The following is a 21563-nucleotide window of genomic DNA, read 5'->3' as shown; positions in this document are numbered from 1 at the left end:
AGCGTACGGGCCGTCTTCTTCGCACCCTGCCGCGAACTGCTCTTGCGGGCAACGGGTTTCGCGCCGGGCCGAGGAGCTTTATTCGGTAAGGGTTTCCGGCCGACGGCCTTCTTCGCCACCGGCCTCCCGGTGCCGGCCGGAGCCCGGCGGGGCTGGGAGCCCTGACGGGGCGGCTGGTTACGAGGCTGGCCACCACGGGCCGGAGAGGTGTCCCCACGCATGACGTTCCTGGCACTTCCCGACGAGCCGCCGGACGCGCCGGACCCGGATCCCGTCCTCGCGGACGACTGACCGCGTCCTGTTTTCTGCGCTTTCGGAACCGGCGTGGTGGCGCGTCCCGACTCCCGAGGGTCCCCGGACCGGGCGGCCGCGCCACCACCGGTACTCATCGCGCAGGCTCAGCCGACGCCGGGGAGGTCGCCGCCTCGGGCTCGCCCTTCACGCTGCCGTTGTCCGGGTCGAGGAACGCCGGGTTGGGCGCGGGCACCATGCCGAGCTTCTTGGCCTTGCCGGCGAGCTTGCCCGGGGCGCCCTGCGACTCGACCTGCTCGGTCAGCGACTGCTGCTGATCGGCGAGTTCCCGCTGCTTCTGCTGAAGCCCGGTGAGCTCGTAGGCACCCTTGCCGATGCTGATGTTGAGCAGCAGCAGGGCCAGGAGGCCGGCGCCGAGCAGGCCGACGCACAGCAGGGCGAGCCCGGTGCGCGAACGCCGGGGCGCGGGAACGACCCGCAGACGGGGACGCGGAACACGCAGCGGCGGCCGGGCCGGTTGCCGGGTGTTCTGCCGGGCCGCCGCGGCGCCCGAAAGGTATTCCGGTGCAACCCTCGCGGTCGCGGTGCTGGTGCTCATCCTGCGTCCCCTCCTCGTTGCCTGCGATAGCCCACAACATCTTTCGCGACGGCGGCCGGCGCCTCCCGGAGCCGTTCCACCGCCCGTAGCCTGGCCGAACCCGCGCGCGGGTTCTCCGCCGTCTCCGCCTCGTCCGGCACCTCGGCGCCCCGGGTCAGCAACTGCATGCGCGGGGCGTGCCCCTCGAGCTCGACCGGCAGGCCGGCCGGCGTGGTGCTGCGCACCTGGTCCGCGAACACCCGTTTCACGATGCGGTCTTCCAGGGAGTGGTAGGCCAGCACGGCGATCCGGCCGCCGACGGCGAGCGCATCCACCGCCGCGGGCACGGCCCGCTGCAGCACCTCGAGCTCCTGGTTGACCTCGATCCGCAGCGCCTGGAACGTGCGCTTGGCCGGGTTGCCACCGGTGCGCCGGGTGGCGGCCGGCACGTTGTCCCGGATCAGCTCGACCAGCCGGGCGCTGGTCGTGAACGGCCGGGCCGTCCGCTCGCGCACGATCGCCGAGACGATGCGCTTGGCGAACCGCTCCTCGCCGTAGTCACGCAGGATCCGGACCAGGTCGGCGGCGGCGTAGGTGTTGAGGACGTCGGCCGCGGAGACACCCTCGGTCTGGTTCATCCTCATGTCCAGCGGCGCGTCCACCGCATAGGCGAAGCCCCGGTCGCTCTCGTCCAGCTGGAGGGACGAGACGCCGAGGTCCATCAGGACACCGTCGACCTTGCCGATCCCCAGGTCGGTGAGGACCTGGGGGATGTCGTCGTAGACGGCGTGCGCCAGGCGCACGCGGTCACCGAAACCGGCCAGCCGGCGGCCGGCCAGTTCCAGGGCCTGCGGGTCGCGGTCGATACCGACCAGCGTGGCCTGCGGGCAGGCGCTGAGCAGGGCCTCGCTGTGGCCGCCCATACCGAGCGTGGCGTCCACCACGATCGATCCGGGCCTGTCCAGCGCGGGCGCCAGCAGTTCGACACAGCGGTCGCGCATGACGGGGACATGTCGTTCGTGGGCCTCGGCGACATCGTCGGCCGGGCCGGCCGGGTCAGGGCTGGTCATCGCGACCTCCCCTCGGGGGTGCGGCGCGGCCGGAGCATTTCTCCGGTCCGCAGAATGGTTTTCGTGGGCAGGGAAGCCGCTGGGGGCTGTGCGCGTTCGGCGATTACACTCCGTGACTGACTTCTTGTACGGGTCGTTGCGGGTGCGGCAGGGGTTCGCCGACCCGGCAGGGTGACAGAGATGTGGTGGGAAGTAGGCTGCAGGTGTCTCGTCAGAGGTGAGACCCGCGCTCCGGGGCGGGCCGACGTCCGCCGATCAGGTCTCCATCCGCTCCGACCGAACTGCGGCCTGACACCGGGGAAGGTGTGTCAGGACGCCTCGGGCGGCTGGAGACCTCATCGTCGGCGAGTCGGGCCGGCCATGAGTCAGCACTGGATGCTCGGTTCTGCTGCTGCGGCGTGGTGCTCCTGCGGGGTGGCACGAGATCAGGCGACATCAGAACAACCCGGGAACAACTTCCTCGGCCTGCTCGGCGAACGCCTGTTCCTGCTCCTCGAGGTACGACTCCCACGCCGCCAGGTCCCAGATCTCGATCCGCTGACCGGCGCCGATCACGGCGCAGTCGCGGGTCAGACCGGCATAGGTGCGCAACATGGCCGGGATGGTGATCCGGCCCTGTTTGTCGACCGCCTCGTCGGATGCCCCGGAGAGGAACACCCGTAGGTAGTCGCGCGCCTGCTTGCTGGTCACCGGTGCCTGGCGCAACTGGTCGGAGATCCGGGAGAACTCGTCGACGGGGAAGACATAGAGACAACGCTCCTGACCCCTGGTCACGATCACCCCTTCCTCCAGTTGCTCGCGGAACTTGGCCGGAAGGATCATCCGGCCCTTGTCGTCGAGGCGAGGTGTATGGGTACCGAGGAACATCTACGGTCCCCTTCCCTCGCCCCTCCCTATTCAGAACAGCTGGGGCGAGAGGTGTCATCCGTGAACTCCTCCCTGCTCCAGTGGCCTCCACATTACTCCACTTCCCCCCACACGCAATGGCGGAACGGTGGATTCCGCAGCCGCCAGTTGCACGAAAGTGCAGGTCAGCGGGCCGGATGCGAACGTGGGGGATGTTTGCGTCCGAGTGTCATCCACAGTCTTGACAGCGCTGCCCCAACGGTCATATGCCCCCTTCGGGGAGGGTCGGGGCACCCTCGACGGGCCGACGGGGAGCAAAGTGGGGACGCGGGGGGCGACAACTGCCCGCGGGTGGGGGGCGGTGGGGAATAGTGGACGAGGTGCTCTCCCGGCCCGCGCATGTGGGGGCGATCACGTGCGAACTGCGCGGGCCGCGCGCCGTCGCCGTCCGTATGTCCCGATAGGCCCTTCTTGCTGCGGATCGGCGAGTACCTATGAGTACGGACGGGTACCGGAGGGGCGGACGGGGCTACCGCTCCCCTCCTGACGCCCCGGAGGGACGCTGCAGGATGCTTCAGCGTTTGAGAGACTGATCAGCACCAAGCACCGCACACATATACCTGCACGACTTCTGCCGGGCCTACCCGGACGACAGGCACCCCCCGGACCGTGACGGTCCGGAGGCACGGAGGCTGCACACGTGACGACCATGGCCGGCCCGCGGGAACTCGAGTACCTCGCAGGCGTGACCGGAGCTATCAAGTCGGCGATCGAGTCGGTCATCGAGGGCAAACCCGACGTGGTGGACCTCGCCGTCACGGTTCTGCTGGCCGAGGGCCACCTGCTGGTGGAAGACGTGCCCGGCGTCGGTAAGACCATGCTGGCCAAGGCGCTCGGCCGGGCGGTCGACTGCACGGTCAAGCGCATCCAGTTCACGCCCGACCTGCTGCCCAGCGACGTCACCGGCGTCAGCATCTACCGGCAGGAACGGCACGAGTTCGAGTTCAAGCCCGGCGCCGTGTTCGCGAACATCGTGGTCGGTGACGAGATCAACCGCGCCAGCCCGAAGACGCAGTCCGCCCTCCTGGAGTGCATGGAGGAGCACCAGGTCACGGTCGACGGTGTGACCCACTACCTGGAGTCCCCCTTCATCGTGGTCGCGACCCAGAACCCGGTGGAGATGGAGGGCACCTTCCCGCTGCCCGAGGCCCAGCGCGACCGCTTCATGGCGCGGGTGTCGATGGGCTACCCCTCCGCCAACGCCGAGCTGGACATGCTCGGTCACCACGGCGAGCACGACCCGCTGTCCGGCCTGCGCCCGGCCTGCGACGCGAACACGGTGCGCTCCCTGATCGCGGTGAGCCGGTCGGTGTACGCCGCCGACGGCATCAAGGAGTACGTGGTCAACCTGGTCCGGGCCACCCGCTCGAACCCGGAGCTACGCCTGGGCGCCTCCCCGCGGTCGGCCCTGCACCTGCTGCGCGCCTCCAAGGCCCGGGCCGCGATGAGCGGCCGGGGTCACGTGATCCCCGACGACGTGCAGTCGCTCACCCCGCTGGTGCTGGCCCACCGCCTGATGCCGAGCGCCGAGGCGCAGCTGTCCCGCCGGGCCCCGGCCGACGTGCTCGCCTCGATCCTCAGCCAGGTGCCGGTGCCCGCCCCGCGCGCCGCCGCGAGCAACGGTTCCTGGCCGGCGTGAGGTCCGCCCTCTCCCGGGCCCGCGCGGCGCTGTCCGGGCTGACCACCCGGGGGCGGTCCTTCCTCTCCGCCGGGGTCGCCTCCGGCATCTGCGCGGTGGTACTCGGCCGTCAGGATCTGCTCCGGATCGCGGTCCTGCTGCTCGTCCTGCCGCTGGCCTGCGTGTACATGCTGACCCGGGCGCACTACCGGATCGGCCTGACCCGCACCACCACCCCGCCGCGGGTCTCGGTCGGCAGCCCGATGCGGGTGCGGCTGGAGCTGCAGAACCTGGCCTCGCTGCGCACCCGGGTGCTGCTGGCGGAAGACCGGGTGCCACCCGTGCTGGGTGCTCCCCCACGTTTCGTGCTCGACCGGATGCCCGGCGGCCAGCGGGCCGCCGTCACCTACTCGCTCACCGCGGCGATGCGCGGCAAGTACCCGATCGGCCCGCTGCGGCTGCGCGTCACCGATCCGTTCGGGATGTGCGAGCTGACCCGCTCCTTCACCGGTAACGACCACGTCGTGGTGGTGCCCCAGCTGCACCCGCTGGTGCCCCTGACCGCGGGCGGCACCTGGGGCGGCGCGGGCGACTCGCTGGCCCGGGCGGCCGCGGTCAGTGGTGAGGACGACATCGCCACCCGGGAGTACCGCGAGGGCGACGACCTGCGCCGCGTGCACTGGCGATCCACCGCCAAGCGCGGCGAGCTGATGGTGCGCCGCGAGGAACAGCCCCGGCAGATGCGCGCCACCGTGCTGCTCGACACCCGGGCCCGCGCCCACCGCGGGGACGGCCCGGGCTCCTCGTTCGAGTGGGCGGTCAGCGCGGCCGCGTCGATCGCCGTGCACTTCGCCGAAGAGAAGCACGGCATCCGCCTGATCGTGGACGGCACCCCCGCCGCCTGGTCCAACCCGCACTCCGGGGAGGCCTCCGGGGAGCTACTGGAACGGCTCGCCGTGGTACAGGCCGGCGACGACGACGTGCTGGACGACGCCGTGGCCACCATGCACCGTGCCGGGGGCGACGGTCTGGTCATCGCGGTGCTCGGCGACATCGACGAGTCGGTGGCCCTGAAGCTCGGGGAACTGGGCCTGGAGGGCCGCGGCGGGATCGCGGTGCTGCTGAACACGCCGGAGTGGGCGCAGAACGCGGCCCGGGGCTCCACCCAGAACCGCCAGCGGATGATGTCCCTGCTGCGGGGTGGCGGCTGGGCCGTCGTCGAGGCCGGGCCGCGGCAGATCATCACCGAGGTCTGGAGCAGCGCGGCGAGCACCGCGGTCGGAGCCGGCGCGGAGCTCGGGGCCGGGATCGGGGTCTCCCCACCGCCTGTGCCCGCGGGCGGCACAGCTTCGGCGTCTATGAATGGGACTCCGGGCTGGGCCGCGAACGGCGGGAACGGCCGTGCTGGTGGCCCGGCGAACGGCCCTGCGAACGGCCCTGCGAACGGCACGGCGAACGGCACGGCGAACGGCCAGAACGGTTCCGGCGACGGCTTTGGGCGGTTTCTGTGATGAGCAACGGTTCCGACGAGCGGATGGCGGTGACCGCCGCGGTCGCCAGCCTGGTGGCCGCGCTCACCCTCGCTCCCCTGATCAAGGGTTCCACCTGGCTGTTCGCCGCGGCGATCATGGTGCTGGCGGTGATGGTGACCGGCATCGTCGGGCGCCAGCTGGCCCGGGGCTGGTGGCCGGCCGTGGTCGGGCTCCAGGCCGTCGTGCTGTTCCTGGCGATCGTCGTGCTGTTCGCGCGCGGTGAGATCGCCGACCCGCCCGGCGCCGTCCGGATGCTCTCCGACCTGCTCGACACCGGTCTCCAGATCACCCAGAGCCAGTCCCCGCCGGTCGACGCGACGCGCGGGATCGTGCTGCTCGCCGCCGGGGGTACCGGGCTGGTCGCGCTGGCCGTCGACATCCTGGCCACCTCGTTCCGGCAGCCGGCCCTGGCCGGGCTGCCGCTGCTGGCGATGTACTGCGTGCCCGCCGCCCTTCTCGACGACGGTCTGCCCTGGTACCTGTTCCTGATCGCGGCCGCGGGTTTCCTGCTGCTGCTCTCCGCCGACGCCGGTGACCGGGTGCGCGCCTGGGGCCGGGTGCTGGCCTCGGCCGGGCAGCGTCCCGCCCGGGCCGGCGGCGACACCGGCCTGGCCCGGGGCGGTCGCCGGGTGGGCCTGGCCGCTGTGGCCCTGGCCGTGGCGATCCCCTCCTTCGTGCCCGGTCTGGACAACCAGCTGCTCGGCGGATCCGGCGACGGCTCCGACGGTTCCGGTGGCACCGTGATCACCCGGATCAACCCGATCCTCGACATGCGCCGCGACCTGAACGACCCGGTCGACACCGAACTGCTCGCCTACACCACCACGGTCGACAACCCGGACCCGCTGCGGATCGTCACCGACGACGAGTACGACGGCAAGACCTGGAAGCCGAGCGGGAAGAAGATCCCGCGCGCCAACAACATCAGCAAAGGGCTGCCCACGGCGCCCGGTCTGACCGCCGCGGTGAAGACCTCGAGTGAGACCAGTCAGATCCAGATCTACCGGCTGCGGGAGACCTACCTGCCCCTGCCCTACCCGGCGAGGACCGTCACCGGGCTGGACGGCGAGTGGCTGTACGACCCGGACACGCTGAACGTCATCGGCAACAAGGTCGACACCACCCAGGCCAACTACGGCGTCGAGTTCACCGAGGTCACGCCGACCGCCGACCAGCTGGCCAACGCCGGCACGGCCCCGGAGGGGATCGTCAAGCAGTACACCCAGCTGCCCGACGACATGCCCGCCGAGATCGAGCGGACCGCCCGTAACGTGGCCGGCAACGGATCCGCCTACGAGAAGGCCGTACGGCTCCAGGAGTGGTTCCGCACCGGCGGCGGCTTCGTCTACAACACCAAGGCACCCGAGACCAAGAACGGTGACGGCAGTGCCCAGGCGATCGTGGAGTTCCTCAAGGCCCGCGAGGGCTACTGCGTGCACTACGCCTCGACGATGGCCGTGATGGCGCGCCAGCTCGGCATTCCCGCCCGGGTCGCCGTCGGCTTCCTGCCCGGCAGCGTGCAGACCCAGAACACCCGCATCATCTCCTCGCGCGACGCCCACGCCTGGCCCGAGCTGTACTTCGCCGGTGTCGGCTGGGTGCGTTTCGAGCCGACGCCGCGCAGCGGTCAGGCTGCCCCCGACTGGACCCTGCCGAACACCGGCACGAACTCCGACACCCCCGACAGCCAGACCAGCACCACCACCGCGCCGGACACCAGCGAGGGCGACGCCAGTAGCACCGCCGAGGCCGAGGCCACGCAGGAGCAGCAGGAGGCCGCGGGTACCTCGTCCGACGGAGGCTTCTCGGTGCCGTGGCAGCCCGTGGTGCTGCTGCTGGTCGTGCTGCTCGGCCTGGCCGCGCCCCGCACGGCCTCCGTCGTGGCCGGACGGCGGCGCTGGCGGCAGGCCGTCACCGCGTCCGGCCTGGCCACCGCCGCGTGGGACGACCTGCGGCTCGGGCTGAGCGACCTGGGGGTGCGCTGGGCCGCGTCGTGGACGCCGCGCGCCGTCCGGCAACGTCTCAACGACGATTACCAGCTCGCACCCGAGCAGTCCGCCGCGCTGGACCGGCTGGTGGACGAACTGGAGAACGCCCTCTACGCCCCGCCGACCGACGAGCCGGGCCGGGCCGCGGCCGACCGGCGCCATGACGTCGCCCTCATTGTCGGGGCGGTGGCGGTGCAGAAGTCCGGCCGCACCCGGTGGACGGCCCGCCTGTGGCCCGGCTCCGGCCTCACCGCCCTGGCCGGGCTGACCCCCTGGATCACGTCACGCTTCCGGCGGGGATCGTCCTCCTCCGGACCGGACGAGGACGGAACCGCTGGGCGCAAGCCCCGGGAGAAGGCCGGCAGCACCCGCTCCTGACCCGGCCCGTCTCAGTCCCCCTGTTCGCGCGTCCCCCTTTTTGTGATCATGCAAAACCTCCCCGAGGTTCTAGAACTCTCAGCGACAGAGTTCTAGAACGCGGGGGAGGTTTTGCATGATCACGAACGAAAGGGCTGGGGACGCACCCAGGTGAGTTCGGGCGTCCACCATCAGGTTCTGTGCCCTGTTCTCCTCATGATCAGGCCCGGGCCGCCCCGTGGCAGGGCCGACCCGGGCCTGATCATGACGACGGGTTCGCTCGCCAAACAGCGCTAGGCGGCGCCGCACGAGTGCGGTACCGCCTCCATGAACCCTGCATTCAGCTTGTCGGCCCCGCCGGAGCGGGGCCCCTTGCCGTCAAGCATCTTTCATGTGCTGTCTGACGTGTTCACAGGAACGGTGCTGATCAGCGTTCATCCCTGCGACGATCCCAGCGCTGCTCTAGGCGCTGCATGAAGCTGCCCTTGCTGGCTTTGCGTTTCACCGGGGGACGGACGGCACCGGCCGCATTGACAACGCCTACTGGCCCTCTGCGCTTACTGGAAACGGCATAAGCCGTACCACCGAGCATGCAGACGAAGCCGAGCACCCCGACCGGGATGTTGTTATTGGCCACGCCAAAGACGAGCACTACGAGCCCGAGCACGATACCCGTGCCCCCAATAGCAAGCCGCCGACCGGCCCCTGGCCGTCGGTTGGCACCACGCATTGCCGAGGCGAACTTCGGATCCTCGGCATAGAGCGCGCGCTCCATCTGCTCAAGCAGACGCTGCTCGTTATCGGAGAGCGGCACTTCGACCTCCTGACGGTCACACCGGTCGTTCCACATGCGTTCCGGCGATGGTCACAGAATAGGTCGCACACGCCTACCGCGAAAGCCGATCGGCCATCCCACCCGGACGGTCTCCTCATTCTCGGCCATACGGATGTCTGGCTTGATACCGGAGGGGGCCATGACCGTCGCCGGAACGGGGGGCCCGGCGGTGCCGGGCAGTCTCCTCCGTCGCGGCAGGTTGTGCCACCAAGCTGGCCGGACGCACCGCCCCCGCACCGAACCGGGCACTGGCCCGGTCCACCGCCCTCTCTGCCTCCCGCCAGCCCAGGGGGCGTTCGTCCAGCGTCATCTGGTGGTGCCCCTCCGACGCCTCCCGGAGCCCTTCCAAACGCACTCCCACCAGCCTCAACCGTGCCCGGTCGAGGCCCAGCCGGGCATACAGGGCGAGCGCGGTGGCGTGCAGGACGCGCGCAAGATCGGTGTGCTCCGGCAGCGTGCGGGATCGGGTGATCGTGCTGAAATCGGCGAACCGGATCTTGATCACCACGGTGCGCCCGACCAGCCCGGCCGCCCGGGTCCGCGCCGCCACCCGCTCGCTGAGCCTTAGCAGTTCGCGGGATATCACGTCGGGGTCATCGATGTCTGTGCTGAAAGTCTCTTCGCCGCCGATGCTCTTCTCGACCGTTTCGGGTATCACCGGACGGGGGTCGAGGCCCCAGGCGAGGTCGTGCAGATGGGCGCCCGAGGCGTCGCCCAGCGCCCGGCGGAGGGTCGCCTTCGGGGTGTGGGCGATGTCGGCGACCGTCACCAGTCCCAGTCGCCGCAGCGCCTCCTCCGTCTTCTCCCCCACTCCCCACAGCGCACCGGCCGGCAGCCCGTGCAGGAACGTCACCGTCTCGTCGCGGGGCACCACCAGCACACCGTCCGGTTTGGCCTGGGCCGAGGCCAGCTTGGCCACGAACTTGGTGGCCGCGATCCCGACCGAGCAGGCGATGCGCTGCTCGTCCGCGATCCGGTCGCGGATCACCGCGGCAATCTGCGACGGCGTACCCGATCCCCGCACCGCGCCGGAGACATCGATGAACGCCTCGTCCAGGCTGAGAGGCTCGACCAGCGGCGTCACCGAGCGGAAGACCTCCATCACCCCGCGCGAGACCTCGGCGTACCGGTCGTGGTCGGGCTCGATCACCACAGCCTCCGGGCAGAGCCGCCGGGCCCGGCCCATCGGCATGGCCGCGTGCACACCGCTGCGCCGGGCCTCGTAGGTGGCCGAGAGCACCACCGACCGGCCTCCCCCGCCGACGATCACCGGCTGCCCCCGCAGATGCGGGCGGTCGATCAGCTCGACCGAGGCGTAGAAGGCGTCCATGTCCGCGTGCAGGATCAGGCATCCGCTGTCGTCCTGCGACAGACCCGCGCCGGTCCGGCGGTAGCTGCGGCGGCTCACCGGCCGGAACTTCCGGGGCTGGAGTGCCAGAGCTTGCGGGAAGGCTCACGCCGGCGGCGGGACTCCTCCTGACGGCGGAGGTTCTCCTGTTCCTCCGGCTCCGCGGTCATGTCCGGAGCCTCCTCCGTCCGGGTCCGATAGCGACGTTCCTCCTCCCGGCGCCGGCGTTCGCCCTGCGCGGCCTCCCGCTCGGTGGCCTGCATCCGGCGGGTCTCCCGGGTGTCGGTGCCCGCTGGTCTCAGGTCCGCGTAGGGCGACTGCCGGTAGCCACTGGGGTGCACGATCACGCGACGCGGGGACTGCTCCCCCTCTTTACCGGTTCTCTTCGCCGAGCCGTAGCTGTTCCGGTCTCCGCTGGGCAGACCGGTGGGTGCCTCCCAGTCGGTGGGCCCGGCGCCGGGCAGCGCACCGTCGTCGCGGCTGATGCCGAGCACCCGGCCGGGGGTCGCCTCCCCCACCTGGGCCGGGACGATCCCCGCGTGGAAGGCCGTCGCCGGCAGTCCGGCCGGCAGAGGGCGCCGGGACCTCCGCTCCGTCGGTTCGTCGGCCTGGAGAATTTCCAGCACCCCCGCCAGTCCGGACTCCACCCAGGCCTCCCACAGCACCGGCAGTTCCCAGGCCCCGGTCGCGCGCAGCGAGACCCCGCGCCGCCCGGTCTTGCGGAGCACCCCTCTCACCACCAGCAGCCAGGAGTGGAACACCGTGCCCGCGTACGGACCCTGCACGTCTTCGAAGAAGGTCGCGTCGACCGGGCCGGTCGAGTCGTCCAGGGTGAGGAACACGACGCGCCGGCCCGTCCGGACCGGTGGGGTCTGGGTGGCCACCTTCACCCCGGCGACGAGGATCTCCGCCCGGCTGCGCTGCCCGCGCACATCGCGGGCCCGGGTGATCGTGAGCGCCTTCAGCATCGGCTCGTAGAACTCCAGGACGTGACGGCTCGCATCCAGCCCCAGCACCTCCAGCTCGGCGCGGGTGCGCTCGGCGTTGGTCATCTCGGGCAGGCCGCTCGGGACGATCCGGTCCGGGGCATCGCCCAGGTCGAGCGCGAGCTGCACGGACTGGTCCGGGGCCGCGACCACAGGTAACGCCGACTGCGACTGCAACCCGGCGGCCCGGCGGACGCCGCTGCTGTCCCCGTCCCTACCTCCTCCATCACTCCCGCTCCGCAGGCCGTCCCTGACTCCGCTCCGGTTCCGGCCCTCGTCCCTGATGCCGTTCCAGCTCCCGGCGCCCGATTCCGATGGCCGTGGCGCCCCGGACCCTCCGGCCGGCCGGCCCGGACCTCTTCTCTTCCGGCTTCCGGCCCTCCCGTTCTCCAGGGAACGGCTCCACCGCTCCAGGTCGGCGAGCTGCAGCAACAGGTCACGACGGGTCGTCCGCCCGCGAGCCGGCACCGGCAGGGCATCGGTCAGGCCGTAGAGGGAGTCGAAGGCCCCGGTGATGATCAGCCTCTCCACGATCGGCCGGGAAATCCTGGCCCGCTGCCAGAAGTCGGCCAGCGACGGGTACGGACGGTTCGCCACCACCCGTTCCACCTCGGCCTCGCTGATGCCCTTCACCTCCGCCAGGGACAGGCGGATCCCGTACGGGCTGCCGTCGGGCAGGACCAGGGCACCGTTCTGGGACGTCGGGGTCGGGGAAGACGGAGTGGGGACGTCGGCCACGGCCAGCGGGTCTGTCGGAGCGGGCAGGGTGGTCGGGTTTGCCGGGATGCCAGAGGACGAGGTGGGTGCACCAAGCCGGTCGATCGAGTCCGGCGAGAAGATCGGGTGCTGTGGTCCGGTGTTCAGTGGATCAGCCTGATTCGAGGCCTCTTCGGGGTCGCTGGAGAAGCCCTCCGGAGTGCGGGAACCGGGGCGGATGTTCTGTCTGGGCTCTTCGGCCGGCCGGACCGCCTGTCCGGGCACGGCAGGAACGATCGATGCGGTGAGGACGCCGGATGCTGTCGGGTCCACGGGGTCACCGACGACGGCGGACGGGGTGGAGCCGGAAGGCGAGGCGCGGGGTTCGGAATGTGTGGTGCGGAGCGAGCCCGGGTCCCGCTCATCGAGCCGTTCCACCCGGTAGGAACCGTCGGAGTGGTTCACGTCGAGAGGGAGCACGGTGATGCCGAAATTGCGGGCGTCGTCGAGGATCAGGCGCTTGGGGTACATGCCCGGGTCGTGGGTGAGCACCCCGGCCAGGAACGCCGCCGGGTGGTGGGCCTTCAGCCAGGCCGACTGGTAGGTGGGCAACGCGAACGCCGCGGCATGGGCCTTACAGAAACCGAACGAGGCAAAAGCCTTCAGCACGGCCCAGATCCGGTCAATGTCATCGTCGTCGAACACCCGAGCACCGTCGGGGGTGTGCCGCCGGGCGGTGTGGTGCCGGAACCACGCCTCGTTCGTCTCGAGCTTGGCCGTCACACCCATCACCCGCCGGAACTCGTCCGCGTCGTCCAGACCGCAGCCGGTGGCGATACTGACGATCTGCAGCACCTGTTCGTGGAAGACGACCACCCCGCAGGTGTCTTCGAGGACCGACTTGAGGGCCGGGTGCAGGTACTCCGGTTCGTCCCAGCGCTGCCGGGCCCGCAGGAAGGGCGTGATCATGTCGGACTTCACCGGGCCGGGACGGAACAGCGAGATGTCGATGATCAGGTCGTGGAAGGTCTCGGGAGCGAACTTGCCCACGAGCTCCCGCTGACCGGGTGACTCGATCTGGAAACAGCCGAGCGTGCGGGTGCTCTGGATCAGGGAGAACGTGACCGGGTCGTCGTGCGGCACCGCGTCGAGGTCGATCAGGCCGGCCTGATCGATGAAGTCGGACGTCTCGTCGTGCTTCCCCGCCGCGACGGTGTCCGGACCGTCCACCCGGGCGATCTCCTGGATCGCGTAGGACATCGCGGACTGCATGCGGATACCGAGGATGTCGAGCTTGAGCAGCCCGAGCGACTCGACGTCGTCCTTGTCGAACTGGCTCATCGGGAAACCCATCCAGCTGGCCTCGACCGGTGTGCGATCGAGCAGCCGGTTGTCCGAGATCAGCACGCCGCAGGGGTGCAGCGCGACGTGCCGGGGCAGCCCGTCGAGGCGTTCGACCAGGTCGAACAGCAATCCCAGGCGGGGGTGGGCGAGCCCGGAGGCGCGTAGTTCGGGCAGTTCGGCGATGGCGGAACGGACGTCCCGGGCCCGGATGTGCGGGAACGACTTGGCGATGGTGTCGACCTCGCCGGGCGGCATGCCGAGCACGTTGCCGACGTCGCGGATGGCGTGCCGGGCCCGGTAGGTGTCCATCATCGAGACGCAGCTGACCCGGTCACCGCCGAAGACCTCGAGCAGCCTCTCGTACACGTCGGTGCGCCGGTCGGACTCGACGTCCAGGTCGATGTCGGGCAACTGGGCGCGGTGCCGGGTGGCGAAGCGCTCCATCAGCAGGTCGTGCCGCAGCGGGTCGACCCCGGAGATGCCGAGCAGGTGGTTGATCAGGCTGCCCGCCCCGGAACCCCGGGCCGCGACCCGGACCCCCATCTCCCGGATGAGGTCGCAGGCCTTCGCGATGGTGAGGAAGTACGTCGGGATGTCCATGGCCGCGACGAGATGCAGTTCCTGCTTCAGACGCTTGGTGATGCGCTCCAGATCGCGGCGGCTCGCCCGGGGGTAACACGTGTTGATCCGGTCGAGGCATCTCCGCTTCAGCTCGACGCCGGCGTCCTTGCCCGCCAGGCCGAGTACCTCGTCCTCGGGAAGGTGCGCCCGGCCCACTCCCAGTTCGAGCTCGGCGTTCATCAGGCAGCGCGAGGCCAGCGACTCGGTCAGGGCCAGCATCTGCCCCGCCGCCGCCGGGTCACCGGCCGCGACAGCGATGTCGTGCGCCCTGCGGGTCATCTCAGCGGCACCGACGAGGTAGCCCTCACTGGTGGTGCGGTCGAGGTGCCGGGAGTCGATGGCGACCAGGCGGCGGGCCGCGTCCAGCACGTCGACCGTGACCGCACCGTCGCGGCCGGCGTGCCGTACGGCATTGGTGAGAACGGTCGGCACCCCGGCCTGGCGGGCCAGGTTGAGCATCCGCGCGGCCTGCCCGAGACTGCCCGGAACCCCTTGCGGACCAAGGTGATACACGATCTCCACGGCCAGGCCGGCAGGTGGCAGCAGGGCGCGCCAGTGGTCGAGCACCGCCCGCGCCAGATCGGCCCGGCCGGCCAGCACCGCCCGGCCGTACTCGGAGGCGGGCCCGAGCAGGACGACGAGCGCGGGGACGCCGTCGAGCTGGGCGTGTTCGGTGATCAGTTCGACGGTGCTGACCGGCCGGCCCCGCTCACCTCTCAGGTGGGTGGCGGTGACCAGCCGGCACAGGCGACCCCAACCCTGGCCCGGCTGCAGTCCGGTGCCAGGGCCGGAGGCGAGTGCCAGCACGGTGACCCGGGGAAGACGAGGGTCCACGCTGGCACCGCCCCGCACCGGGACCCGTCGGACGGGCTCCGGAAGACCTTGCCCGGCGACCCCCGGCCGCCTCCTGCCGGCCGGAAGTACCGGCTCGACGGCAAGATCCACGCCGAGGGCCGGCTCGATCCCGGCCTCCTTGCAGGAGCTGAGGAACTTGACCGCGCCGTACAGGCCGTCACGGTCGGTCAGCGCCAGGGAGGTCAGACCCTCGGAGACGGCCTGCTCGACCAGCTGGCGCGGACTGGAGGCGCCGTACCGGAGGGAGTACCCGGAGGCGACGTGCAGGTGGGTGAAGGGGTGCGGCATCTCGTGGTCATTCGCAGCTCGGCAGGGTCAACGGGAGAACCTGCTGGTAGGGCAGGCCGAGCGTGGACTCGACCAGATGGTGGAAAGCCTCTGCCTCGCGGAGCAGATCGTCGGCCTCGCGGGCACTGACGACGCCGGTGCGACCGGCGTCGATCGCGGCCCGGCGGGAGGCGGTGGAGGCGAAGAACGAGGACCACTCGCCCAGTTCGGGAGCGACCCGGGGCAGGACCTCCCAGACGCTGCGGGGCCCGCCCCGGCCCCCGGGACGGCTGCGGACGGCGAGCACCGCGGCCGCGGCCCGCAGCGCCGCCAGGTGTGCGGTGACGTAGCGCTCGGACGCGGTGCGCGACGCACAGGCCTGCGCCAGGCCGGCCCGGGAACGGTCGAGCAGCATCCGGGCCGCGGTCGAGACGGGCGGCCGGGCCAGAGTGGTTGCCGACATGTCGGCCTCCTCGGGGTCGGGACGTTCAGGACGTTCGGACGGACGATCGGGTACGGCACCGCTGTGACCCTGATGAAGGGGCCGCCACGACGATGGAACTCGTGGGAGCTGCTGAGGTGGTGCCGTCCGTGGCGTGGGCCCTGACGGGCCTGGGTTTCCCGGGGCTGAGGTTTTCTGACACGGCGGCACGGAACCCGCCGGTGGACCGGATTCCGCGGGGCCGGAATCCTTGGGTCCAGAAGTGGTTCCGGAGTCGGTCATGAAGATCGGGCCGGAATTCGCGGGCGCTCAGTCGGCGACCTGGAGCAGGCGCCAGGAATCGGCCGACTGCTCCGTGGACGGTGTGCGGGAGAGGTCGTACACCCCGTTGCCGAAGGCCCGCCCGGTGCTCGCCTCCACCCTCCAGACCTCACACTCGCTGTCGAGCATGAACTCGTGGGGTTTTTCCGCAGATCCGGCCGATCCGGCCGGCCCGCTCGATCCGGCCTGTGCGCCCACCGGCCCGGAGTGGCGCCGAGCCGAGCCGGGCCGTTCGGCACCTCGCTCCGCCCCACCCCGTGACCGATGGTGAGAATGCTTGTGGGACCTGCCAACAGCGTCTTCAAGATGGTCTTCGCGGGCCCGCCCGGGAATACCGCCGGGCACTCCGCCAGGCAGTTCGCCGGAGGGTCCGGACGGCTGCCCGGACCAGACCGCGAAGGACGGCTCTTCCGTGGCCGAGGGTCGCCGGCCGTGCGAGTCCTCGCCGTGCAGGGCACGCGCGGCGGCGGTGGACCACCAGTCGCGCCGCTCGTGCCAGTGCCCGAGAACTTCACGCACAACGTAGAGACGACCTCGCCAGAGGAAGGCCATCGGCGCGTCACCCGTTTCCTGGACGACCCGGACATCAACCAATTCACTTACCCGACGAGCCATTTCGTTCTACACCTACGCTTCCCGCTACCGCTGCCGACTGGGATCGATGTGCCGACTGATACCTGACGCTGATCCGGATGCCGCACGAAAACTCTTACGGAGCAACCAGGCCCGGGGGAAGACGGGCTGCCACCGGCCCACGGTCCCCCTCTCCGCAGGCCGGTGAGACATGACACCGGGACGGCCGGCGACGAGGCGGGGTCGAGTTCGCCTCGTCACCGACCAACTCATCAAGGGCAGCCGGCGCGCTGTGATCCTTGACGAGCCCGTTCGAACACATGTTCGAACGATTCGAATGTACACCGACCTCCCGGGAATCCGTCAACCACAGATGCGCCCCCGTTCGGACGACGCTGGGTATCAGCCCGTTGACGAAGAGCGACCAGTGGTGGGAGTGCGGATGTAGAGAGGCCGGGCCGGAAGCAGGCTCAGGCCGCGCGCCACGCCGACGGGGCCACGGAGGGGTCGGCCAGGCCGTCGACGGCCCGCCCCAGACGCGCCAGCCACCAGGCCCGACGCGCCGGGTCGACCATCTCGGCCGCGGCGAGGGCGGCCTGGCCCGGAACCGGTGCAGCGGCCGGAACCCGAATGAAACCACCGTCCGGTCGCAGAGATTCACCCGGACGGGCGACATCCTCACGGAACAGGGAGACCGTGCCGAGGCCGCAGGCGAACGGGAGCTCCGGGAGCGCGGCCGCCAGGGCCACCTGGGCGGCCAGGCCCACGCTGGTCTCCAGCGCCGAGGAGACCACGCAGGGCAGCCCCGTCGACTCGGCCACCTCCATCGCCCGGCGAACGCCTCCGAGCGGCGTGCACTTGATCACCGCGACGTCCGCCGCCTCGCGCAGCCGAACCCGGGTGGGGTCGGCCGCCTGCCGGATGGACTCGTCGGCGGCGATCCGCACCTCCACCCGGCGGCGCACCTCGGCGAGCTCCTCGACGGTGCGACAGGGCTGCTCGGCGTACTCCAGCTCCCCCGCCACCCGGGTCAGCTCCCGCAGGGCGTGGACGGCCTCGTCGACGCCCCAGCGCATGTTCGCGTCCACCCGGACGGCCCCGTGCGGGCCGAGCGCCGAGCGCACCGCCTCGACCCGGGCCAGGTCGTCGGCGAGCGAGCCGGGCCGGTCCGCCACCTTGACCTTCGCGGTGGCGCAGCCCGAGGCGATCACCAGCTCGGCGGCGCGTTCGGGCGTGACGGCCGGAACGATGCAGTTCACCGGGATCAGGTCGCGCACCGGTGCCGGCCAGCCGACCGTGCAGGCCTCCACCGCAGTCGCCAGCCACCGGGACGCGACGGCGTCGTCGTACTCGGGGAACGGGCAGAACTCGCCCCATCCGTGAGGGCCCGACAGCAGGACCCCCTCGCGCACGGTGATCCCCCGGAACCGGTCGGTCAACCCGATCGCGTAGGGCACCACCGGGAAGTCTGCCTGGGCCGTCACCTGGGCAGGTTACGCCCGCCCCCAGACTGTCGGTGGGCCCGCGTAAGGTTGCGGCCGTTGGTGGGGAGAGCAGGATGACGACTCCGGCGAGACGGGCGGTGAGGTACCCATGACCTACGTGGTGCTCACGGTCTGGGGTGTGCCGATCTCCCGCCTGCCCCTGGCGCTGCTCCGGATGGGTACCGAGCGCCTGGCGCTGCGGTCCGTCCCCGGGCTGCGCTTCGCCAAACTTCTCGGCACCGGTGACGGGCGCACGTTCACCCTGCGCGACGCCGATCCCCGGCACTGGGGGCTGCTGACCGTCTGGGAGAGCCCGGAGCACGCCACCGCGTTCGCGGAGGGCGGGGTCCACCGCCGCTGGAACGCCATCGCCTCCGAGCGCCTCGAGATCACGATGAGCCCCCTGACCAGCCGGGGTGAGTGGGCCCGCACCGAGCCGTTCGGGACACCGGCACCACGCAGAATTGCAGACGACGCCCAGGTCGCCTCGATCACCCGGGCCCGCCTGCGGCCGAGTCGGGCGATGTCCTTCTGGCGTGCTGTCCCTCCGGTCTCGGCCGAGCTGTCCACCGTCGCCGGCCTGCGCCTGGCGCTCGGTGTCGGGGAGGCACCGATCGGCCTGCAGGGCACGTTCTCCCTGTGGGAATCGTCGTCCGCGCTGAACGACTTCGCCTACCATCGGGCCGGCCACGTCGACGTGGTCCGCCGCACCGGGCCCGAGCGCTGGTACGCGGAAGAGCTTTTCGCCCGCTTCGAGGTGCACTCGGTCACCGGGACCCTCGGCCCCTTCCGGGCCACCACACCGGCACCCGCGCCGGAGCCCAGCCGGCGGGGGGACGAATGACCAGGCCGCCGACGGCACCGGACGTTCCCGGTCACATCGTGATCGGCCTGCTGATCGCCGGCGTCCTGGCCCAGATCAGCTACCCGCTGCTGTCCGGCGCCCCCCTGCGCGTGGTCACCGTGCTCAGCGTGCTGCTGCTGACCTCGGCCGGGGTGCTGCACGCCGCCCTGCGCTGGAGCCCCCGGCACGCCGCGGTCCTGTTCGCGGTCGCGGGCGGCATCGGGCTGGCGGCCGAGACGATCGGCGTGCACACGGGATATCCGTTCGGCGAGTACGTCTACACCGGCCGGCTGGGCCTGAAGGTCGCCGGGGTGCCGGTGCTGGTCCCGATCGCCTGGACGATGATCGCCTACCCGGCCCTGTTGCTGGGCCGTCGCCTGGCCACCGGCATCGGCGGCACCAGGAGCCGGGCGCGTACGGCTCTGCTCGGCGGGTTCGCTCTCGCTGCCTGGGACCTCTACCTCGACCCACAGATGACCGCGCAGGACGCCTGGCGTTTCGCCGACCCGCATCCGGCGCTGCCCGGTGTGCCCGGCATCCCGCTGACCAACTACGCGGGCTGGCTGCTGGTGGCGCTGATCATCGTCGCCGCGCTCGACCGGGTGCTGCCCGACCGTCCGGACCGCCGACGAGGCTGGGAATGGCCCGCTGCCTCCGTGCTGGCCTGGACCTGGCTCGGGTCGGCCGTGGCCAACCTGTTCTTCTTCGGCCGGCCCTGGGTGGGGGTCTACGGAGGGCTGGTGATGGGCCTGACCGTCCTGCCCTACCTACACCGCCTGATCGCGGTCGCCGGGGCCGAGCCCGACGGCGAACCAGGATCCGGGTCGGACGCCGGACGTGGCGGGCAACCGGAGGCGGGACTGGGCCAGGGACTGGGCCAGTCCCTGGGTAACCGGCCGGACCATGAGCCAGATCAGGAGCAACGCCCTGACCGGGTGACCCACCGTGACCAGACTCGCACCCGCGAGCAGATCCCGGTGCCGGCCGGCAGACCGGGCCAGCGAGCGAGGACCGGGCAAGAAGCAGGATCTGGCAGCACCGGACCGGGCACCAGGCCGAGTTCAGCCGGTAGGCCGGGCTCGAGCGACAGGCCCGGCTCCGGCCATCGAGCTGGCTCGGGCAGCAGACCTGACCCCGGCAATCGGGCCGGCTCCGGTGGTAGGCCGGACCAGGACGACGACTCCAGGGACACGACCGCACGGATCGGGGAACGTTGACGAGACGGAGTACGGCACGCGCTGTCTGGCGCGGACTGGTTCGGGTAGGAAGCCTGACCGCGGTGGGGCTCACCGTGCACACGGCGTTCAATCTGCGGGCGTTACGGCAGCCGGAGAACGACCCCGACGAGGTCGGCGAGCGCGTCACCGTCCTGCTGCCGGTGCGTAACGAGGCCGGGCGGGTGGCGCCCTGCCTGGCGTCGTTGCTCGACCAGATCCGGGTGCCCTACCTGGAGATCCTCGTGATCGACGACGGCTCTACCGACGGCACGGCCGAGGTGGTACGGGCCACAGCGGCCGGGGACCCGCGGGTGCGGGTGATCAGTGCCGGGGACCCGCCCGAGGGCTGGCTGGGCAAGCCGAACGCGTGCCACGCCGGGGCCCGGCTGGCGTCGGGCTCGGTGCTGGTGTTCGTGGACGCCGACGTGCTGTTCGCGCCGCATGCCCTGGCCGCTGCCGTGAACCTGCTGAGAAAGTCTGATCTGCAACTGGTCTCGCCGTACCCGCGGCAGCTGGCCGGTACCGCGGGTGAGCGTCTCGTGCAGCCGCTGCTGCAGTGGTCCTGGCTCACCACCCTGCCTCTGAACAAGGCCGAGAACTCACCACGGGCGAGCCTTTCCGCGGCCAACGGCCAGTTCCTGGTGGTCGACACCGAGATCTACCGCGACAGCGGCGGGCACGCGGCGCCCACGGTGCGGGGCGCGGTGCTGGACGACATCGCCCTGCTGCGGTCCGTGAAGGCGGCCGGGGGGCGGGGCGGGGTCGTCGACGGCACCCACCTCGCGGTCTGCCGGATGTACGGCGACTGGGCGGAACTGCGTGACGGCTACACCAAGTCCCTCTGGTCGGCCTTCGGCGGCCGGGCCGGCGCCGGAGCGGTCGTCGCCGGGCTGGGCGTGGTCTACCTGGTGCCGCCCATCGCCGCGCTGACCGGCTCGTTGACCGGCTTCAGCGGATACCTGGCCGGAGTGGTCGGCCGTTACCTGGTGGCGGAACGCACCGACGGCCGCTCGCTGCCTGATGCCTTCGCACACCCGGCGTCGATCGGGGTGTTCGGCTGGCTGGTCGGGCGTTCGCTGCGGGCCAGCGGTCGCGGTGAGCTGTCGTGGCGCGGGCGGCCCGTCGGCCGTGGTTCCGCCCGGCAGCCGGCCTTCGTGCCGGGGACAGAACCCAGCACCACGACCAACCAGGTCTCTCCAGGCCTGCACACCGAACCCGAGCAGCCCGCCGTACCGAGCCTGCGCACCGAACCGGACCCGTCCGCCGTGCCTAGCCCACACCCCGAACCCAGCCAGCCCAGTACACCGGGCCCATACGCCGGGCCTGGCCAGCCTGCTGCCCCGGGCCCATACGCCGGGCCTGGCCAGCCTGCTGCCCCGGGCCCGCACACCCAACCCGACCAGCCCGCCGACTCTCCCAAGGGCCGCTGA

Annotated in this window: 15 protein-coding genes and 1 pseudogene; 6 read left to right on the top strand and 10 right to left on the bottom strand. The window is 71.3% G+C overall.

Going from position 1 to position 21563, the window contains the following annotated elements; genetic code table 11:
* Positions 1 to 385: 385 nt before the first annotated feature.
* From LR393_RS16375 to mraZ, 3 genes are all read right to left on the bottom strand, one after another.
* Entirely contained in the window at positions 386 to 850 is a 465-nt protein-coding gene (locus tag LR393_RS16375; RefSeq protein ID WP_231484790.1) for a hypothetical protein, read from the bottom strand.
* Positions 847 to 1899, bottom strand: a complete 1053-nt coding sequence (gene rsmH, locus LR393_RS16370; protein WP_231484789.1) for a 16S rRNA (cytosine(1402)-N(4))-methyltransferase RsmH — start codon at positions 1897 to 1899, stop codon at positions 847 to 849. The genes LR393_RS16375 and rsmH overlap by 4 nt, the downstream gene beginning before the upstream one ends.
* 435 nt (positions 1900 to 2334) lie before the next feature.
* Entirely contained in the window at positions 2335 to 2766 is a 432-nt protein-coding gene (mraZ, locus tag LR393_RS16365; protein WP_231484788.1) for a division/cell wall cluster transcriptional repressor MraZ, read from the bottom strand.
* Positions 2767 to 3454: 688 nt separating this feature from the next.
* On the opposite strand from mraZ, the gene LR393_RS16360 reads away from it, so the two are divergent.
* From LR393_RS16360 to LR393_RS16350, 3 genes are read left to right on the top strand one after another with little or no spacing between them, the layout of a single operon-like run.
* Entirely contained in the window at positions 3455 to 4444 is a 990-nt protein-coding gene (locus tag LR393_RS16360; RefSeq protein ID WP_231484842.1) for an AAA family ATPase, read from the top strand.
* Positions 4441 to 5934 carry a DUF58 domain-containing protein gene (locus tag LR393_RS16355; RefSeq protein ID WP_231484787.1) on the top strand — a complete coding sequence of 498 codons (1494 nt, stop codon included), beginning with the start codon at positions 4441 to 4443 and terminating at the stop codon, positions 5932 to 5934. The genes LR393_RS16360 and LR393_RS16355 overlap by 4 nt, the downstream gene beginning before the upstream one ends.
* Complete coding sequence (locus LR393_RS16350) at positions 5934 to 8321, top strand: transglutaminase TgpA family protein (protein WP_231484786.1); 2388 nt, start codon at positions 5934 to 5936, stop codon at positions 8319 to 8321. The genes LR393_RS16355 and LR393_RS16350 overlap by 1 nt, the downstream gene beginning before the upstream one ends.
* Before the next feature lie 406 nt (positions 8322 to 8727).
* Here LR393_RS16350 and LR393_RS16345 read toward each other — a convergent pair whose 3' ends face one another.
* From LR393_RS16345 to LR393_RS16320, 7 genes and pseudogenes are all read right to left on the bottom strand, one after another.
* Positions 8728 to 9114 carry a DUF3040 domain-containing protein gene (locus LR393_RS16345; RefSeq protein WP_231484785.1) on the bottom strand — a complete coding sequence of 129 codons (387 nt, stop codon included), beginning with the start codon at positions 9112 to 9114 and terminating at the stop codon, positions 8728 to 8730.
* A 115-nt stretch (positions 9115 to 9229) separates the two neighbouring features.
* The gene (gene dinB / locus LR393_RS16340) at positions 9230 to 10543 is read right to left on the bottom strand and encodes a DNA polymerase IV (protein WP_231484784.1); all 1314 of its coding nucleotides are present in this window, start codon (positions 10541 to 10543) and stop codon (positions 9230 to 9232) included.
* Positions 10540 to 15273, bottom strand: a complete 4734-nt coding sequence (gene dnaE / locus LR393_RS16335; RefSeq protein ID WP_231484783.1) for a DNA polymerase III subunit alpha — start codon at positions 15271 to 15273, stop codon at positions 10540 to 10542. The genes dinB and dnaE overlap by 4 nt, the downstream gene beginning before the upstream one ends.
* Positions 15274 to 15280: 7 nt before the next feature.
* The gene (locus LR393_RS16330; protein WP_231484782.1) at positions 15281 to 15715 is read right to left on the bottom strand and encodes an SAV_6107 family HEPN domain-containing protein; all 435 of its coding nucleotides are present in this window, start codon (positions 15713 to 15715) and stop codon (positions 15281 to 15283) included.
* 288 nt (positions 15716 to 16003) lie between these two features.
* Positions 16004 to 16213, bottom strand: coding sequence for a hypothetical protein (locus LR393_RS36475; RefSeq protein WP_331282952.1), 210 nt, complete (start codon positions 16211 to 16213; stop codon positions 16004 to 16006).
* A gap of 264 nt (positions 16214 to 16477) precedes the next feature.
* A pseudogene (locus LR393_RS37075) lies at positions 16478 to 16630 on the bottom strand (DUF6504 family protein); the annotation flags it as partial.
* Positions 16631 to 17058: 428 nt separating this feature from the next.
* Complete coding sequence (locus LR393_RS16320; protein ID WP_231484780.1) at positions 17059 to 18072, bottom strand: o-succinylbenzoate synthase; 1014 nt, start codon at positions 18070 to 18072, stop codon at positions 17059 to 17061.
* A 109-nt stretch (positions 18073 to 18181) separates the two neighbouring features.
* On the opposite strand from LR393_RS16320, the gene LR393_RS16315 reads away from it, so the two are divergent.
* The 3 genes from LR393_RS16315 (at position 18182) to LR393_RS16305 (ending at position 21563) form a co-directional block, all read left to right on the top strand.
* Positions 18182 to 18916: a monooxygenase gene (locus LR393_RS16315; RefSeq protein ID WP_231484779.1), complete on the top strand. Its 735-nt coding sequence runs from the start codon at positions 18182 to 18184 to the stop codon at positions 18914 to 18916.
* Positions 18913 to 20133 carry a carotenoid biosynthesis protein gene (locus LR393_RS16310; protein WP_231484778.1) on the top strand — a complete coding sequence of 407 codons (1221 nt, stop codon included), beginning with the start codon at positions 18913 to 18915 and terminating at the stop codon, positions 20131 to 20133. The genes LR393_RS16315 and LR393_RS16310 overlap by 4 nt, the downstream gene beginning before the upstream one ends.
* 62 nt (positions 20134 to 20195) lie before the next feature.
* Complete coding sequence (locus tag LR393_RS16305; RefSeq protein WP_231484777.1) at positions 20196 to 21563, top strand: glycosyltransferase; 1368 nt, start codon at positions 20196 to 20198, stop codon at positions 21561 to 21563.

The sequence above is a fragment of the Kineosporia mesophila genome, assembly GCF_021129235.1.
GTDB classification, from domain to species: domain Bacteria; phylum Actinomycetota; class Actinomycetes; order Actinomycetales; family Kineosporiaceae; genus Kineosporia; species Kineosporia mesophila.
Note: the sequence above shows the minus strand (reverse complement) of the source record. Positions and strands in the feature narration are given on the sequence as shown.

What these genes read in the sequence shown, in the direction of transcription:
- LR393_RS16315 (WP_231484779.1), top strand. Translation starts at nt 18,182, where the DNA reads ATGACCTACGTGGTGCTCACGGTCTGGGGTGTGCCGATCTCCCGCCTG.
- LR393_RS16330 (WP_231484782.1), bottom strand. Translation starts at nt 15,715, where the DNA reads ATGTCGGCAACCACTCTGGCCCGGCCGCCCGTCTCGACCGCGGCCCGG.
- LR393_RS16350 (WP_231484786.1), top strand. Translation starts at nt 5,934, where the DNA reads ATGAGCAACGGTTCCGACGAGCGGATGGCGGTGACCGCCGCGGTCGCC.
- LR393_RS16310 (WP_231484778.1), top strand. Translation starts at nt 18,913, where the DNA reads ATGACCAGGCCGCCGACGGCACCGGACGTTCCCGGTCACATCGTGATC.
- mraZ (WP_231484788.1), bottom strand. Translation starts at nt 2,766, where the DNA reads ATGTTCCTCGGTACCCATACACCTCGCCTCGACGACAAGGGCCGGATG.
- dnaE (WP_231484783.1), bottom strand. Translation starts at nt 15,273, where the DNA reads ATGCCGCACCCCTTCACCCACCTGCACGTCGCCTCCGGGTACTCCCTC.
- LR393_RS16375 (WP_231484790.1), bottom strand. Translation starts at nt 850, where the DNA reads ATGAGCACCAGCACCGCGACCGCGAGGGTTGCACCGGAATACCTTTCG.
- LR393_RS16360 (WP_231484842.1), top strand. Translation starts at nt 3,455, where the DNA reads ATGGCCGGCCCGCGGGAACTCGAGTACCTCGCAGGCGTGACCGGAGCT.
- rsmH (WP_231484789.1), bottom strand. Translation starts at nt 1,899, where the DNA reads ATGACCAGCCCTGACCCGGCCGGCCCGGCCGACGATGTCGCCGAGGCC.